The sequence below is a fragment of the Caulobacter sp. GW821-FHT12D05 genome, assembly GCF_058807295.1.
On sequence record NZ_JBXAQO010000001.1, the window covers coordinates 1521316 to 1537469 of the forward strand.

The window sequence follows — 16154 nt, forward strand, 5'->3', positions numbered from 1 at the left end:
GGCGCGCGTTGGGGTGAAGCGGTCGGTTCGACCGCTTCCAGGGTCAGAGGGTCTGCGCCTTCGGGGCTCAGTACCGCTCCTCCTGACCGCCGTCGCGGTCGCTCTGCAGAGCGCGGACCAGTTCCAGTTCGCTCATCTGCATGTGGCTCGGATCAGCCAGCAGGGCCAGGGTTTCGGCTTCTTCCTCGGCCTCGGTGTGCTCATCGACGCGTTGCAGCGTGCTGATGAGGTGTTCCTTCAGGGCCTCGTGATCGATCACGTCGTCGGCGATCTCGCGCAGGGCGACGACCGGGTTCTTGTCGTTGTCGCGGTCGACCATCAGGGCCGCGCCGGCCGAAATGCCGCGAGCGCGATGCGCCGACAGCAGGACGAGCGAGAAGCGGTTCGGAACTTTTTCGACGCAATCTTCGACGGTGACGCGGGCCATGAGTTCCTCGGGCTGCGGTTAGCTATCGCAAAATAGGCTTCCGTGCGGCGACACGCAACGCCGCGCACGATGTTCTAGCTTTCGCGAGGGGGCGCTTATGCCCCCTTCGCGAGTCAATGTCTACCCCGTTGGGTCTACCAGACCTTCACACGCTTCTCGGGCGGCAGATACATGGAATCCCCCGGCTTCACGCCGAAGGCCGCGTACCAGTCGTCCAGATTGCGCACGGTGAAGGCGCGATACTGGTCCGGCGCGTGACCGTCGGTGATGATCTGCTGGCGCAGGGCCGCCGGGCGCGAATAGCCCAGCCAGCTCTGGGCATAGGCCAGGAAGAAGCGCTGGTCGCCGGTCAGGCCGTCGATCACCGGCGCGGGCTTGCCGCCCAGCGAGGCGTGGTAGGCGTCCAGCGCCGCGCCAAGGCCGGCAACGTCGGCGATGTTCTCGCTGAGGGTCAGCTTGCCGTTCACCGCCAGGTCCGGGAACGGCTTGTAGGTGTCGAACTGGTCGGCCAGGGCCGCGCCGGCTTTCTGGAAATGATCCAGGTCGGTCGGCGTCCACCAGTTGCGCAGGCGGCCTTGGCTGTCGAACTGCGCGCCCTGGTCGTCGAAGCTATGGCTGATCTCGTGGCCGATCGTGGCGCCGGTCGCGCCATAGTTGGCGGCCGGGTCGTTGTTCAGGTCGAAGTTCGGCGGGGCCAGGATAGCGGCCGGGAAGTTCAGGCCGTTCAGCATCGGCAGGTTCACGGCGTTGACCGTCTGCGGGGTCATCACCCACTCGCCGCGATCGACGGGCTTGCCCAGCTTGGCCAGGGCCGTGGCGTAGTCGAAGGCTTCCGAGCGCTTCTGGTTGCCGAACGCGTCGCCGCGCACGACCGAATAGCCGGAATAGTCACGCCAGGTGTCGGGATAACCGACGCCGACCTTCAGCACGGCGACCTTCTTGCGGGCCTCGGCCTTGGTGGTCGGGTCCATCCAGTCCAGGCCGTCGATGCGCTTTTCGAAGGCGACCTTCATGTTGTCGACCATGGCGGTCACGGCCGCCTTGGACTCCGCCGAGAAATACTTGTCGGCATAGAGCTTGCCGACCGCGTCGCCGAGCGCACCGTTGGTCGCGTTCACCGCCCGCTTCCAGCGCGGCGATATGGCCGGCGTGCCTTGCAGCGCCGCGCCGTAGAAGGCGAAGCGCTCGTCCACGAACGCCTTGGGCAGGTAGTAGCTGTTGTGGTTCAGCAGGTGGAAGGTCAGATAGGCCTTCCAGGTCTCCAGCGGCACATCGGCCACGGCCTGCCCGAGACCGACGACCATCGTCGGATGCCAGACGATGAAGCGCGGCTGGCCCGACAGCTTGGCGGCGGCGAAGAACGCGCTCCAGTCCAGGCCCGGCGCATTCTTGGCGAAGTCGGCCGGGGTCCAGCTGTTATTAGCCTTCTGGACGTCGGCGCTGTCGGCGCGGGTCGCCGAGGCCCGGGCCAGCTGGGTCTCCAGGCCCATGATCGCCTTGGCCTTGCCGGCCGCGTCGACGACGCCGCCCAGGGTCAGGATCTTCTCGAGATGGGCCAGATAGTTGGCCCGCGCCTCGACCATCGAAGCCTTGTCCGAGAGGTAGTACTCACGATCGGGCATGCCCAAGCCGCCCTGCAACAGGAACGGCGCGTACTTGCTGGTGTCGTCGAACGACGGCGAGACCCACAGGCCCAGGACGTTGTCGGTGTAGAAGTCGGTGGCGTTCAGGGCGTCGACATCGGCGCGGACATTGCCGCCCAGCACCGTCGCCAGCTGCTTCTTGTCCTTGATGGCGGCGATGCGGTCGAGATCGGCCTTCGCCGGCGCCAGGCCTTTCGCCTCGATGCCGGCCTCGTCCATGAAGCTGGCATAGTAGTCGCCGACCTTCTGGCCGTCGCCCTTGCCGCCCTTGGCCGCTTCCTGGATCAGGTCGACCGTGCGCTTGCTGGCCTCCTCGGTCATCACCGCGCCGATGCCGTAGCGGCTGCGGTCGGCCGGGATCGGGTGGGCCTTGATCCATTCGTTGTTGGCGTAGGTCCAGAAGTCGTCGCCCGGCTTGATCGTCTTGTCGATCGAGGTCAGGTCGACGCCGCTTTTGGCTTGAGCGAAGGCGGCGGGAGCGGCGGTCAGCAGCGCGCAGGCGGCGGCGCAGGCGAGCAGCGAGCGGGTCAGGTTCATCGGTGAGCCAGTCCTATGAGCGTCCGCGACGCTTGGCGCGGAAATCTGGCCGGACTATGGGCGCCGCTCGATCCGATCGGGGATTAAACTTTGGCAATGGAGCGCGCGTCGCGCCCCACCGTGGCATTCGCGGCCAAGCGGAAGGCCGGCTCGCCGTTGACCGGATGGATCCAGGCCGAGGCCAGCTCCGCCAGCGGCCCCATCACAAACAGGCGCTCGTGGGCCCTGGGATGCGGCACCCAGACGTCGTCTTCCAGCACCGTGCGGCCATGGGCAATCAGGTCGAGATCCAGGGTGCGGGGAGCGTTAGCCTCTCCCCTCGCCCGGCCGAAGCTCTCTTCGATCCGATGCAGGGCCGCCAGGGTCTCGAACGGATCGAGTTCGGTGCGGACCACCGCCACGCCGTTGCGGTATTCCGGCCCGGCGGGATCGGGCCAGGCCGCCGACGCCCACCAGGTCGAGCGCGCCACCAGCGCCAGCCCCTCGCCCGGCAAGGCCTCCAGGGCGGCTTCCAACAAGGCCTCGCGACTCGTATAGGCTCCCGGCAGATTGCACCCGAGCGCCACGATCACGGCCTCGTCCAAGTCATTTCTAGAGACCTGATTTTTCAAGGGATTACCGTGACCTTCTATCCTACCGACCGACTGGCCCTGTTCATCGACGGGGCCAATCTCTACTCCGCCGCCAAGGCCCTGGGCTTCGACATCGACTACCGCAAGCTGCTCGACGAGTTCAAAAAGCGCGGCGTCCTGATCCGAGCCTACTACTATACCGCGATCGCCGAGAACGACGACTATTCGCCGATCCGCCCGCTGGTCGACTGGCTGGACTACAACGGCTTCACCCTGGTGACCAAGCCGGCCCGCGAATTCACCGACAGCCAGGGCCGCAAGCGCTGGCGCGGCGACATGGACATCGAGATCGCCGTCGACATGCTGCAGATGGCTGAAACGGCCGACCACCTCGTCCTGTTCTCCGGCGACGGCGATTTCCGCGCCCTGGTCGAGGCCGTTCAGCGCAAGGGCCGCCGGGTCACCGTGGTCTCGACCATGAAGAGCCAGCCGCCGATGACCAGCGACGACCTGCGCCGCCAGGCCGACAACTTCGTGGACCTCAACGACCTGGGAAACATCATCGGCCGCCCGCAGCGGATCCAGCCGCGCCCGACGTCCGACACCCGCACCCCGGCCGAACGCGAAGCCGACGACGAGTACTGAGATGAGCCAGCATTCCAACATCGTCGGCGAAGTCGTTCCCAACCCCGCCGAGCCGCCGCGTGACTGCCCGCTGTGCCCGCGCCTGGTGGCCTATCGCCGCGAGAACCAGGAGCTCTATCCGGACTGGTTCAACGGCCCCGCCCCCTCGTTCGGCGACAAGGACGCCCGCCTGCTGGTCGCCGGCCTGGCCCCCGGTCGCAAGGGCGCCAACCGCACCGGCCGGCCGTTCACCGGCGACTATGCCGGGACCCTGCTCTACGAGACCCTGATCAAGTACGGCTTCGCCACCGGCAAGTTCGAGGCGCGGCCCGATGACAGCCTGAAGCTGGTCGGCGCGGCCGTGACCAACGCCGTCCGCTGCGCCCCGCCCGGCAACAAGCCCGAGACCTCGGAAGAGAATAACTGCCGGCCGTTCCTGAAGGCGCGGCTGGACATGTTCCCGAACCTGAAGGTGATCGTCACCCTGGGCGACGTCTCGCGGCGCAACGTCCTCAAGACCCTGGGCCTGAAGGCCTCGGCGGGCATCCCCGGCCACGGTTCGGAGTTCCAGGCCGGCCCCTATCGCATCTTCAACAGCTATCACTGCTCGCGGCTCAACACGAACACCGGCCGCCTGACGACGCCGATGTTCGAAGCGCTGTTCGAGCGGGTGAAGGCTTATCTGGACGAGAACCCCTAACTAGCGGGGCTTCATCCAGCCGTTGTCGTTCAACCAGTCGACCAGCAGGTTCGGCCAATGCTTGAACGAGGCCTGCTCCTTGCGCAGGCCCATGTTGAAGGCGTGGCCGCCGGCCTGGAACAGGTGCAGCTCAACCGGCACCTTGGCGGCGCGGAACTTGGGCAGCAGGTCGACCAGCGGCGCCGAGCAGCACTCGTCGTCATTGGCCGCGACCATGAAGGCGGGCGGCGTATCGGCCGGGACCTTGTCGGGCACGCCCAGCGGGCCGGGATAGACCAGCACCTGGAAATCCGGCCGCGCGCTGACCTGGTCGATCGCGTCGACCTTCGGGTCGCTCGGCAATGCGCCCTGGTAGACCTCGAGATTGGCGGTCTCGCCGCCGGCCGAGAAGCCCATCAGGCCGATGCGCTTGGGGTCGACCCCGTACTCGGCGGCATGGCTGCGCACCCACCGCACGCCCCGAACCGCGTCTTGGCGGGCGTGCTCGATCGTGTAGGGCGAGCCCTCCTCGCGAAACAGCCGGTACTTGATGATAAAGACCGCCACGCCGGCCGGGTTCAGGACCTTGGCGACGTCCGTGCCTTCCGAGCGGATCACCAGGATCCTGTGACCACCGCCCGGCAGCACGACCAGGGCCGCGCCGGTGGCGATCTCCTTGGGCGGCAGATAGACGGTGACCGACGGGTTGTTGATGCTCCTGAGCCAGTAGTCGCCGGGGATCTCGGGCATGTCCTTGCGGCTCTCGAAGCCCGGCGCGCCGTTGGGCCACAGCGGGATCTGCTGCTGGGCATGAGCCAGGCCGGGCGCCAGCAGCGCCAAGGCCAGGACCAGAGCCCTCACAGCTTCACCGTCCGACCTTCGCGGGCGGCGCGGTAGATGGCCTCGATCACCCGCAGGTCCTTCAGCCCCTCCTCGCCCGACACGATCGGGTCACGGTTCTGAAGGATGCATTCGGACAGGTGGTCCAGCTGGGCCGAGAACTGGTTCTTGGGCTGCGGGGCCGGCTCGCGCGGGCCGTTCTGGCCGCTGAATCGGGCGCGCATCGACTGGCCCTCATAGCTGGTCGCCGGCTCGCAATCGACGAAGCCCTTGGGCCCCGTCACCCGATAACGATTGAAGTTGGCGCTGTAAGCCGAATAGCAGTTGGCCGTCGCGCCCGAGGGGAACTTCAGCTGGAAGCTGATGATGTCTTCCACCTCCTTGAAGCGGATATCGTTGTGGTCGGTGGACTCCACGGCGTTGACCGCAATGGGCTCCTCGCCGGTCAGATAGCGAGCGGCGTTCAGACTGTAGATGCCGATGTCCATCAGGCTGCCGCCGCCGGCCAGGGCCTTGTTTAGCCGCCACTGCTTGGGATCGCCGATGGTGAAGCCGTGGTCGGCCACCACGGTGCGCACCGGGCCCAGCGCCCCGTCGCGGATCAGCTTGATGGCCTCGATGTTGTGGGCCTGGAAACGGCTGCGATAGCCGATCATCAGCTTGCGGCCGGCCTTCTTGCAGGCGGCGATCATCGCCTCGCAGTCGGCGACCGTATTGGCCATCGGCTTCTCGCACATCACGTGCTTGCCGGCCTTGGCCGCCCGCTCGGTGAAGGTGCGGTGCAGGCTGTTGGGCGTGATGACGTAGACGATATCGACGTCGGGATTGTCGATGATCTTGTCGAAGGTCTCGTAGCTGTAGCGGTGGCTTTCCGGGACGCCATACTGCTCGCCGAAGGTCTTCAGCTTCTCGGGCGTGCCGCTGACCAAGGCCACCAGCTTGGAGTGCTCGCACTCGGCGAAGCGCGGCATGATGATCCTGGTGGCGTAGTAGCCCAGCCCTAGGATCGCGTAGCCCAGCTTGCGCCCGGGCTCGGCGGCTTTCGCGCCCAGAGGCAGAGCGGCGGCGAGACCAGCCGCCAGGAATGTCCGCTTGCTGATCTCGTCCATGATGCTTCTCCCCTTACCAGGCTAGTCCGGAGGTCTTGGTGCGCACCTTCGCCACGACGTGGTTGGAGGTGATGAACAGCGTCTTGCCGTCCTCGCCGAACGTGCAGTTGGCGGCCGGCCCACCCGTCTCGATGACGCCCAGCAGCTTGGCCTCCGGCGTCAGGATCAGGATGCCGCCCGGCCCGCTGGCGAACAGCCGCCCCTTGGCGTCGACCTTCATGCCGTCGGGCAGACCGGGACCGCCGGCCGCCTTCAGCTCGGTCGCGTCGAAGAACACCTTGGACGAGGTCGGCAGGCCGTCCGCGCCCAGGTCATAGGCCATGATCACCGGCCGCTTGGGGTCCGAGATCGCGACATACAGGCGCTTGCCGTCCGGCGACAGGCCCACGCCGTTCGGGAAGGTCAGCTTGTCGTCGACCAGCGCCACCTCGCCATTGGGTCGCAACAGGTAGACGCCGTTGAACGGCAGCTCCTTGGCCGGCGAGGCGTCGCCGCCTTCCAGGCCATAGGGCGGATCGGTGAAGTACAGCGAGCCCTTCAGCGGCCCGTCGCGGACCTCTACCAGGTCGTTGGGGCTGTTGAACTTCTTGCCCTTGTAGGTCCCGGCCAGGATCGTCTTCTTCTTGGTCGCCAGGTCGATCTTGGCGATGCCGCGATTGCCGCAGTCGGCGGCCAGCAGCTCGCCGGCCAGGCTGATGATCGCGCCGTTCGTGCCGGCCTCGCGGAAGATCTTGGTCGGCGGGCCGTCATAGCCCGAGGGCCGCAGGAAATCGGTCTTGCCGCTCTTGGCGTCCCAGCGGTGCATGACGTTGCCGGGCACGTCCGAGAACAGCAGGTACTTGCCTTCCCACACCCAGGTCGGGCCCTCGGCCCAGGTGATGCCGTCGGCGATCTGCTCGATGGGCGCATTGGCGTCGAGGATCGCGTCCAGCTCCGGCGAGAGGCGGCGGATGCGGCCAATCTTGGGATAGGCCGTCGGAACGGCGAAGGCCTGGCTCGAGGCCAACAGGGCGGCTCCAGCGCCCAGCACGGCGCGGCGGGTTGTCATGATGAGTTCCGCTTCTTGATTGGTCTGACCTTTATGCGGAGACAGCGTTGTCGCTGCAATCCGCAGTACGACTAAAGTCGTATACGGGGCACCGCGTCCAGCCAGCGGGCGTAGGCCGCCTCGCGCTCGTGATCCTTGATCGAGGGTGTCAGGGTCTCGGCGGCGGGGCTGACTTCCGCCGCCTCCTCGACCGAGGCGTAGAGCCCCGCCCCCACCCCGGCGAACAGGGCCGCGCCCAGCGCCGTCATCTCCTGGTAGCTGGCCCGACGGACCGAGATGCCGGTCAGGTCGGCCAGGCGCTGCGAAAACCAGGCGCTCTTGGACATGCCGCCGTCGATCCGCAGCTGCGCCGCCTCGCCGAACGCCGTGGGCGCATCGGCCCGCATGGCCTCGATCAGGTCGCAGCTCTGCAGGGCGCAGCTGTCGAAGGTGGCGGCCGCTATCTCGGGCAGGCCGGCGTCGCGGGTCAAGCCAAAGATCCCGCCGCGCGCATTGGCGTCCCACCAGGGCGCGCCCAGGCCGGTGAAAGCCGGCACCACGACGACGCCGTGATCGGCCTTGGCCGCACGCGCCAAGGCCTCGGCCGCACGCGGGCCGCCAGTGATGCCCAAGCCTTCGCCCAGCCACTGGATCGCCGCGCCGGCCACGAAGATCGAGCCTTCCAAGGCGTAGGTCGTCTTGCCGTTCACCCGCGCCGCCACCGTGGTCAGCAGCCGCGAGCGCGAGATCGGACGTTCCTCGCCGGTGTTGATCAGCATGAAGCAGCCGGTGCCATAGGTGGCCTTCATCTGGCCGGGTGCCACGCACCCCTGCCCCATCAGCGCCGCCTGCTGGTCGCCGGCCACACCCCGGATCGGCACCTCGCGGCCCAGCACCTCGGCCTTCGACGCGCCGTAGTCGTCGACACAGTCCAGCACCTTGGGCAGCAGCGCCGCCGGCACGTTGAAGAGCTCGAGCATCTCGGCCGACCAGTCCTGGCCGGCGATGTCGAACAGCAATGTGCGCGAGGCATTGGTCGCGTCGGTGGCGTGCACGGCCCCGCCCGTCAGCCGCCAGATCACCCAGCAATCCATGGTGCCGGCCAGCAGCTCGCCCGCCTCGGCCCGAGCCCGCGCGCCGGGGACCTTGTCGAGGATCCAGGCGATCTTGGTGCCCGAGAAGTACGGATCCAGCAGCAGGCCCGTGACCTCGGTGACGCGCGGCTCGTGACCCGCGTCCTTCAGCCGGGCGCAGACCTCGGCGGTGCGGCGGTCCTGCCAGACGACGGCCGGATGGATCGGGCGACCGGTCTTGCGGTCCCAGATCACCACCGTCTCGCGCTGGTTGGTGATGCCGATGGCGGCGATGTGCTCGGCGCGGCCCGACTTCTCCGAAGCCTCGCGCAGCACCGCCACGCAGGCGGCGTAGATCTCCTCGGCGTCGTGCTCGACCCAGCCGTCGTTCGGATAGCTCTGGCGCAAGGGCCGCGTAGCCTCGGCCAACGGCTGGCCGGCGCGGTCGAACAGGATGGCCCGGGTGCTGGTCGTGCCCTGGTCCAGGGCCAAAATCAGATCTTGGGCCACACGCGCCTCCGCTCAAGCTTGCGACATCTCGACGCGATACGCTGCGTCGGCGTCTTTGTTCCGTTTAAGCATGTTTTCATTTGGGGACGGCAAGGTCATCCTCATCCGGTCTTCCGGATTCGAAGGAGGCGGGCCATCCAAGCCGTCGAGATCGCATCGCTCTTGAAGCTGGCCCGCAGTCGCGAGGCCGGAGACCGTGAACGTCTGCTCACGGGGATCATCGACCTGTGCGAGGCCGGCCAGGCGCGTGGCGAGCCGACCCACCCCGACATCCAGGCCCTGCTGAACTCGATCTTCATGACCTTGGTGGTCGAGGCCGAGCGCGACATCCGTCATCGCCTGTCCGAACGCCTGGCCGACGCCGACTGGGCGCCCTCGGCGCTGATCAACATCATGGCGCTGGACGAGATCGACATCGCCCGGCCGATCATCGCTCGCAGCCCGGTGCTGCAGGATCACGACCTGATCCGCCTGCTGGTCCAGGCGACCCTGGAACACCAGATCGAGATCGCCCGCCGCCCGCGCCTGCCCGGCGCCGTGGTCGAGGCGATCATCAGCCGCGACGAGCCGGCCGTGCTGACCGCCCTGGCCTCCAACGAGACCGCCGAAATCTCGCCCGACGCCATGGGCCGCCTGGTGAGCCGCTCGCGCGAGGTCGTCGCCCTGCGCTCGCCCCTGGCGCGCCATCCCAGGCTGTCCAGCGACCTGGCCGAGCAGCTCTATCTGCTGGTCGGCCGCGCGCTGCGCGACGCGCTGGCGACTCGCTTCCACCTGGATCCGGCCAAGATGCAGGCGGCGGTCAACGACGCCCTGCGCGCCGCACATCGTGGCGAGAACGATGACGAGGTCGGCCCGGTCGAACAGGACGAGGACCGCGAGGAGATGGAGCGCTCGTTGATCGAGAAGCTCGACTCCGCCGGCCAGCTGCGCCCCGGCTACCTATTGCGCGTGCTGCGTGAAGGCCGGCTGCAGCTGTTCGTCATGGCCCTGGCGCGCCTGGGCAAGTTCGAATCCGCCCAGATCCGCCGCGCCATCGACAGCGGCCGCCCCGAACTGCTGGCCCTGGCCTGCTCGGCCGTGGGCATCGACCGCAGCGTCTTCCCGACCATCTTGGAACACGTCCGCCAGTTGAACGGCGGCCGTCCGGGCGGCGGTGACGAGGGCGTGCGCCGCGCCGCCAGCGCCTTTGGCCCCTTCACGCCGGACATCGCCGGCATGGCCTTCCGCCAGGCCGTCGGCCAGGCCTGATCTGTGGTTTGACAAGGCGGCGGCGTTCCCGCCACTTGGCCGCATGTACCAGCCGCAACCGATCGTGACTCGCCTGGCGTTCAAGGCCAGCGACCGGCCCGAGGCCATCGAAGCGCGTGAACGCCTGACCGCCCGCTACGGCGACGTCGGCGACGAGAACGCCCAGGTCATCGTGGCCCTGGGCGGCGACGGTTTCATGCTGGAAACCCTGCACGAGGCGATCGCCACCCAGACGCCGATTTACGGCATGAACCGCGGTTCGGTCGGCTTCCTGATGAACGAGTACAGCGAGGACGACCTCCTGGAGCGGATCAACGCCGCCGAGCGCGCCGTCATCCATCCGCTGGCCATGGTCGCCATCGATTCGCGCCGGACCCAGCACCGGGCCCTGGCGATCAACGAGGTCTCGCTGCTGCGCCAGACCCGCCAGACCGCCAAGCTGCGCATCTCGATCGACGGCAAGGTGCGGATGGGCGAGTTGGTGTGCGACGGCGCCCTGCTGGCCACCCCGGCCGGCTCGACGGCCTACAATCTGTCCGCCCACGGCCCGATCATTCCGATCGACGGCCAGGTGCTAGCGCTGACGCCGATCTCCGCCTTCCGCCCTCGCCGCTGGCGCGGCGCCCTGCTGCCGCAGTCGTCCCGCGTCACCTTCGAAATCCTGGAAGCCGACAAGCGTCCGGTTAGTGCGGTGGCGGACAATTTCGAGGTCCGCGACGTGATCGAGGTCCACATCTCCGAGGATCGCGGCACCTCGCTGTCCATGCTGTTCGACGCCGGCCGCAGCCTGGAAGAGAGAGTGTTGGCCGAACAGTTCTCGGCCTGATCTGAAGATCTCGCCCGCCCCCTGAGACGTTGGGTCGCGGGAAACGACGGTCTCATCCAATGTTAACGCCTGCTATGTTAGCGGTACTCAACTATCCGCCACTGGGGAGGCGCTCCGTGACGAACAAGACCGCTGAAGTCATTCAGGTGCCGAATATGCTCAAGCTCAAGGTGGGCGGGCGTGGCGGCATCGACATGGCTGCCATCGCCAAGGCCGAGGCCGCTCTGAAGAGCCTGTCGGGCAACTTCGCCCAATGGCTGAACGACGAAATCACCAAGCTGGAAGCCGCTCGCCTGGGCGTTCGCACCGAGGGCCTCAACGCCCAGACGGTCGAGACGCTGTACCTTCGCGCTCACGACCTGAAGGGCCTCGGCGCGACCTACGAGTTCCCGCTGATCACGCGCCTGTCGGCCTCGCTGTGCAAGCTGATCGACGATCCGGACACCCGCCTGTCGGCGCCGATGTTCCTGGTCGACGCCCACATCGACGCGATCAAGGCCTGCGTCCGCGACGACATCAAGGTCGACACCCACCCCGTGGGCAAGGCCCTGGTCACCGAGCTGGAAGCCCGCGTCACCGAATATCTGGGCGCTGCGGCCTGATCCGCTAGGACAGGCCGAACAGCCCCTTCAGATACGGATTGAGCATCCGGCCTTCCGGATCCAGTTCCTGGCGCACGGCCAGGAAGTCCTTCCAGCGCGGATAGATCGCCGCCAGCTGGCCGCCGTTCAGCGTGTGCAGCTTGCCCCAGTGCGGCCGGCCGTCGTAGCGGCGGAAGATCGGCTCGATCAGTTCGTACAGGAACGTGAAGTCGTCGCGGTAGTAGGCGTGCACCGCCACCGAGCCGCGCACCCCGCCCTGGAACGGCGACAGCCAGGCGTCGTCAGCCGCGATGCGCCGCACCTCGATCGGGAAGAAGACGTCGGGACGCTCCTTCTCGATGGTCGCGACAACCTCCTGCAGGGCCTTGAGCTGGTTCTCGACCGGCAGGTGGAATTCCATCTCGTTGAAGCGCACCGGACGCTCGGTCGACAGCAGCTTCCAGCCCTCGTCGACGGCGGTCTCGGGCTTGGCGGTCGACAGCAGCGCCTTGGCGGCGGCCTTGCGCAGCGGCGTGGCGAAGCCCAGCAGGTTGCGCAGGCCCCGCAGCGCCAGCAGGAACTCGGTGTCCTGGTCGGGACCCCGGTCCAGGGCCGGATCGTCGGTCTCGTCGTGGCTGATATTGGCCGCCAGCCCCGTGAACGGCACGGCGTAGAACTCGAAATTGCGGTGCTGAGCCCAGCGGGCCTCGGCGTTGGCCAGGGCCTCATCGAACGGCTCCAGCCAGACCTTGCGGCGCAGGCGGCGGTTGGCGCTGGTGCGCATCCGCACCTGGCTGATCACGCCCAGCGCGCCCAGCGAGACGCGAGCGGCCTGGAAGACCTCGGGGTTCTTGGTCGCGTCGGCGTCGATGACCTTGCCCGAGGGCGTCACAAGTCTCAGGCCTGTGACGTCGCCGTGCATGGCCATGATTTTCTGGCCCGTGCCGTGGGTGGCGGTGCCCAGGGCGCCGCCCAGCGACTGCTTGTTGATGTCGGGCAGGTTCGGCAGCGCCCGGCCCTTCTCGGCGAGCAACGGGCCGAGCGCCCCGAGCCGCGTGCCGGTGCGGATGACCGCCTCGTCGCCTTCCCAGCCAACGATGCCGGACATGGCGTCCAGCGACACCAAGGTCCCGCTGGTGGGGGCCAGCGCGGTAAAGGAGTGGCCGGCGCCAACGGGCCGGATCGGGGCCTGGGCGACCTTGAGCGCCGTGGCCAATTCGTCCTCGTCCTTGGGGGCCAGGCGGGCGGCGGGATAGGCGTGCTGCACGCCCGACCAGTTTCGCCACAAGAGCTTGCCCTCGGCGTTTACCGAGGCCGGCGACGGCGGTTCGGGCTTGTCCCCGGTGGCGACCTTGTAGGCGGCGACACCGCCGCTCGCGACCACAGCCGCTCCGGTTCCGCCCGCTATCAGGGCTCCGCGCCTGGAGATCATGCCCGCTCCTCGCCTATTTGCCGGAGTCTTCGCGCCCCGCCATGAATCGGATCAGACCCCGGAAGTCGTCCGGTGTGCAAGCCACGCACTGTCCGGTGGCCGGCATGGCGTTGAAGCCCTGGATGGTGTGGTCCAGCAGCACCGCCTCGCCCTGCTTCCAGCGCGGGTCCCAGGCGGCGTGGTCATGGACCAGCGGCGCGCCCGTACCCGGCGTGGCGTGGCAGGCATGGCACGAGGTCTCGTAGAGGCCAGCCAGCTTGGCGTTGGTCGGGCGCAGCGCCGCCGCCTGTTCAGGCGTAGGCGGCGGCGGGGTCTTGGCCCCGCAGGCGGTGAGAAAAAGGGCGGACGCGAGAACGACGAACGCCCTCCGCATCAGGCGATCCCCGACAGGCGTTTGGCCGCCGTCAGCGTGTTGGCCAGCAAGCAAGCGATGGTCATCGGCCCGACTCCCCCCGGAACCGGCGTGATGGCGCCGGCGATTTCCCTAACCTCGTCGAAGGCGACGTCGCCGACAAGCCGGGTCTTGCCCGCCGCGGCGGCTTCGGGATCGCGGGCCGGGAAGCGGGTGATGCCGACGTCGATAACGACCGCGCCCGGCTTGATCCAGTCGGCCTTGACCATCTCGGCCCGACCGACGGCGGCCACGACGATGTCGGCCTGGCGCACGATCCCCGGCAGGTCCTGGCTGCGCGAGTGGGCGATGGTCACCGTGCAGTCGGCGGCCAGCAGCATCTGGGCCATCGGCTTGCCCATCAGGTTCGAGCGGCCGATCACCACGGCGTTCTTGCCCTTCACGTCGCCGATCACGTCCTTGATCAGCATCATGCAGCCCGTCGGCGTGCAGGGCGCCAGGGCCGGCAGGCCGCTGGCCAGGCGACCGGCATTGGTCACGGTCAGGCCGTCGACGTCCTTGTCCGGCGACAGGGCCGCCACGACGTCCATCTGGCTGATGTGCGGCGGCACCGGGAACTGCACCAGCACGCCGTGGATCTTCGGATCGGCATTCAGCTTGGCGACCACGGCCAGCAGCTCGTCCTGGGTGGTCTCGGCCGGCAGGCGGTGGGTCTCGGAGTACATCCCCGCCTCTTCCGTCTGCTGACCCTTGCTGCGAACATAGACCTGGCTGGCCGGATCCTCGCCGACCAGTACGACGGCCAGGCCGGGGGTCAGGCCATGCTCGGCCTTCAGCGCCGCGACCTCCTCGGCAACCTTGGCCCGCAGATCGGCCGCGAAGGCCTTGCCGTCGATGAGTTTGCCCTGGGCCATGGTCGATCTCCTGCTTGGCCCGTCCCTACCGTTTGGAGACGAGACTCGCAACGCCGAGGGGTTGACCATCCTCCGGCGCCGGCGTGTGCTCGGGCCATGACCCAGCCCTCTCCCGACGCCCATGCCCGCGAATTGCTGAGCAAGCTCGGCGTCCCCGCCCTGCCCGCCGACGGCGGCCATCCAGTGCGCAGCCCGATCGACGGCCAGGTCCTGACCCACGTCCCCTTCGACGACGCCCGCGAGATCGGCGCCAAGGTCTCGGCCGCCTGCCATGCCTTCGCCGCCTGGCGCATCGTTCCCGCTCCGCGTCGGGGCGAACTGGTCCGCCTGTTCGGCGAAGAACTGCGCGCCGCCAAGGCCGACCTCGCCGCCCTGGTCACCCTGGAGGCCGGCAAGATCGCCTCGGAGGCGGCCGGCGAAGTCCAGGAGATGATCGACATCTGCGACTTCGCCGTCGGCCTCTCCCGCCAGCTGCACGGCCTGACCATCGCCTCCGAACGCCCCGGCCACACCATGCGCGAGACCTGGCACCCACTGGGGCCAGTGCTGGTGATCAGCGCGTTCAACTTCCCGGTCGCCGTCTGGGCGTGGAACGCGTGCCTGGCGCTGGTCTGCGGCGATCCGGTGATCTGGAAGCCGTCCGAGAAGACGCCGCTGACGGCGCTGGCGACCCACGCCATCCTGCAGCGCGCCCTGGACCGCTTCGGGGACGCGCCCGACGGCCTGACCAGCGTCGTCCTGGGCGGCCGCGATGCCGGCGAGCGCCTGGCCCGCGACCCGCGCATCCCGCTGGTCAGCGCCACAGGCTCGACCCGCATGGGCAAGGCGCTCGCGCCCCTGGTCGCCGAACGTTTCGGCCGCTCGATCCTGGAGCTGGGCGGCAACAACGCCATGATCGTCACGCCCTCGGCCGACCTGTCGTTGGCCCTGCGCGCCATCGTCTTCTCGGCGGCCGGCACGGCGGGCCAGCGCTGCACCAGCTTGCGCCGGCTGATCGTCCACGAGAGCCTGGTCGACAAGGTCGCCGACGCGGTCGATACGGCCTTCCAGCGCCTGCCTGTCGGCGATCCGCGCGAGACCAACACGCTGCTCGGCCCGCTGATCGACAAGGCCGCCTATGACGTCTTCGTCGAAGCCATAAACCAGGTCCGCGCCGAGGGCGGGACCGTCAGCGGCGGCGAGCGCCTGCTGATCGACCAGCATCCGGACGCCTTTTATGTGCGCCCTGCGCTCGCCCGCCACGCCGCTCCCGCCCCGTGCATGCAGCGCGAAACCTTCGCGCCGCTGCTGCACGTCTTGCCCTACAGCGACTTCGACGAGGCCGTGGCGATCCAGAACGACGTCCCGCAAGGCCTGTCCTCCTGCATCATGACCAACGACGTCCGCGAGGCCGAAGCCTTCCTGTCGGCCGCCGGCAGCGACTGCGGCATCGCCAACGTCAATATCGGCCCCTCGGGCGCCGAGATCGGCGGCGCGTTCGGCGGCGAGAAGGAGACGGGCGGCGGCCGCGAGAGCGGCTCCGACAGCTGGAAGCAGTACATGCGCCGCCAGACCGCGACGGTGAACTATTCGGGTGCCCTGCCGCTGGCTCAGGGGGTGCGGTTCGATCTGTGAGGCGCTCTTGCCGTCCGCCCCGGCAGACGGCATAAGCCCTGCCTCGGGTCATCGACCCATGAAACGCCGGCTTAGCACAGCGGTAGTGCAGCGGTTTTGTAAACCGAAGGTCGGGGGTTCGATCCCCTCAGCCGGCACCATTCTCT

15 protein-coding genes, 1 tRNA gene and 1 pseudogene are annotated in these 16154 nt (G+C 68.2%); 7 read left to right on the forward strand and 10 right to left on the reverse strand.

Translation table 11 applies throughout. From position 1 onward, the window contains the following. Window positions 1-67: 67 nt before the first annotated feature. The 3 genes from rpoZ to folK form a co-directional block, all read right to left on the reverse strand. Entirely contained in the window at window positions 68-427 is a 360-nt protein-coding gene (gene rpoZ / locus AC1RRR_RS06720; RefSeq protein ID WP_047413437.1) for a DNA-directed RNA polymerase subunit omega, read from the reverse strand. A gap of 134 nt (window positions 428-561) precedes the next feature. Further along, entirely contained in the window at window positions 562-2607 is a 2046-nt protein-coding gene (locus AC1RRR_RS06725; RefSeq protein WP_492811554.1) for a M13 family metallopeptidase, read from the reverse strand. 83 nt (window positions 2608-2690) lie between these two features. After that, window positions 2691-3179, reverse strand: coding sequence for a 2-amino-4-hydroxy-6-hydroxymethyldihydropteridine diphosphokinase (folK, locus tag AC1RRR_RS06730; RefSeq protein ID WP_492811786.1), 489 nt, complete (start codon window positions 3177-3179; stop codon window positions 2691-2693). 48 nt (window positions 3180-3227) lie between these two features. Between folK and AC1RRR_RS06735 the strand changes: the two genes are divergently transcribed. Next, entirely contained in the window at window positions 3228-3824 is a 597-nt protein-coding gene (locus tag AC1RRR_RS06735) for a LabA-like NYN domain-containing protein (protein ID WP_492811556.1), read from the forward strand. Between the two features lies 1 nt (window position 3825). Next, a complete protein-coding gene (locus tag AC1RRR_RS06740) occupies window positions 3826-4503 on the forward strand; it encodes a uracil-DNA glycosylase (RefSeq protein WP_492811557.1) in 678 nt (225 codons plus the stop codon). On the opposite strand, the gene AC1RRR_RS06745 is transcribed toward AC1RRR_RS06740, so the two are convergent. The 4 genes and pseudogenes from AC1RRR_RS06745 to glpK form a co-directional block, all read right to left on the reverse strand. Beyond that, window positions 4504-5343 (reverse strand): alpha/beta hydrolase, encoded by an 840-nt coding sequence (locus tag AC1RRR_RS06745; protein ID WP_492811558.1) that lies wholly within the window; start codon window positions 5341-5343, stop codon window positions 4504-4506. Next, window positions 5340-6538: pseudogene (locus AC1RRR_RS06750) on the reverse strand (Gfo/Idh/MocA family protein). Before AC1RRR_RS06750 ends, AC1RRR_RS06745 begins: the two are co-directional and overlap by 4 nt. Further along, a complete protein-coding gene (locus AC1RRR_RS06755) occupies window positions 6445-7479 on the reverse strand; it encodes an SMP-30/gluconolactonase/LRE family protein (RefSeq protein WP_492811559.1) in 1035 nt (344 codons plus the stop codon). Before AC1RRR_RS06755 ends, AC1RRR_RS06750 begins: the two are co-directional and overlap by 94 nt. Window positions 7480-7550: 71 nt before the next feature. Further along, a complete protein-coding gene (gene glpK / locus AC1RRR_RS06760) occupies window positions 7551-9041 on the reverse strand; it encodes a glycerol kinase GlpK (protein WP_492811560.1) in 1491 nt (496 codons plus the stop codon). 162 nt (window positions 9042-9203) lie between these two features. Here glpK and AC1RRR_RS06765 point away from each other — a divergent pair, with 162 nt between their 5' ends. The 3 genes from AC1RRR_RS06765 to AC1RRR_RS06775 all read left to right on the forward strand — a co-directional run bounded on the left by AC1RRR_RS06765 (window position 9204) and on the right by AC1RRR_RS06775 (window position 11717). Then, on the forward strand, window positions 9204-10289 hold the full coding sequence (locus tag AC1RRR_RS06765) for a DUF2336 domain-containing protein (RefSeq protein ID WP_492811561.1): 1086 nt from the start codon (window positions 9204-9206) through the stop codon (window positions 10287-10289). A 43-nt stretch (window positions 10290-10332) separates the two neighbouring features. Continuing rightward, entirely contained in the window at window positions 10333-11115 is a 783-nt protein-coding gene (locus AC1RRR_RS06770) for an NAD kinase (RefSeq protein ID WP_492811562.1), read from the forward strand. 116 nt (window positions 11116-11231) lie between these two features. Then, window positions 11232-11717 carry an Hpt domain-containing protein gene (locus tag AC1RRR_RS06775; RefSeq protein ID WP_492811563.1) on the forward strand — a complete coding sequence of 162 codons (486 nt, stop codon included), beginning with the start codon at window positions 11232-11234 and terminating at the stop codon, window positions 11715-11717. Window positions 11718-11721: 4 nt separating this feature from the next. On the opposite strand, the gene AC1RRR_RS06780 is transcribed toward AC1RRR_RS06775, so the two are convergent. From AC1RRR_RS06780 to folD, 3 genes are read right to left on the reverse strand one after another with little or no spacing between them, the layout of a single operon-like run. Continuing rightward, the gene (locus AC1RRR_RS06780; protein ID WP_492811564.1) at window positions 11722-13128 is read right to left on the reverse strand and encodes a D-arabinono-1,4-lactone oxidase; all 1407 of its coding nucleotides are present in this window, start codon (window positions 13126-13128) and stop codon (window positions 11722-11724) included. 13 nt (window positions 13129-13141) lie between these two features. Continuing rightward, entirely contained in the window at window positions 13142-13501 is a 360-nt protein-coding gene (locus AC1RRR_RS06785) for a c-type cytochrome (protein ID WP_492811565.1), read from the reverse strand. After that, the gene (folD, locus tag AC1RRR_RS06790) at window positions 13501-14394 is read right to left on the reverse strand and encodes a bifunctional methylenetetrahydrofolate dehydrogenase/methenyltetrahydrofolate cyclohydrolase FolD (protein WP_492811566.1); all 894 of its coding nucleotides are present in this window, start codon (window positions 14392-14394) and stop codon (window positions 13501-13503) included. Before folD ends, AC1RRR_RS06785 begins: the two co-directional genes overlap by 1 nt. 96 nt (window positions 14395-14490) lie before the next feature. Here folD and amaB point away from each other — a divergent pair, with 96 nt between their 5' ends. Next, window positions 14491-16008, forward strand: coding sequence for an L-piperidine-6-carboxylate dehydrogenase (gene amaB, locus AC1RRR_RS06795; RefSeq protein ID WP_492811567.1), 1518 nt, complete (start codon window positions 14491-14493; stop codon window positions 16006-16008). A 65-nt stretch (window positions 16009-16073) separates the two neighbouring features. Further along, window positions 16074-16148 (forward strand) — tRNA-Thr (locus AC1RRR_RS06800). Window positions 16149-16154 lie beyond the last annotated feature (6 nt).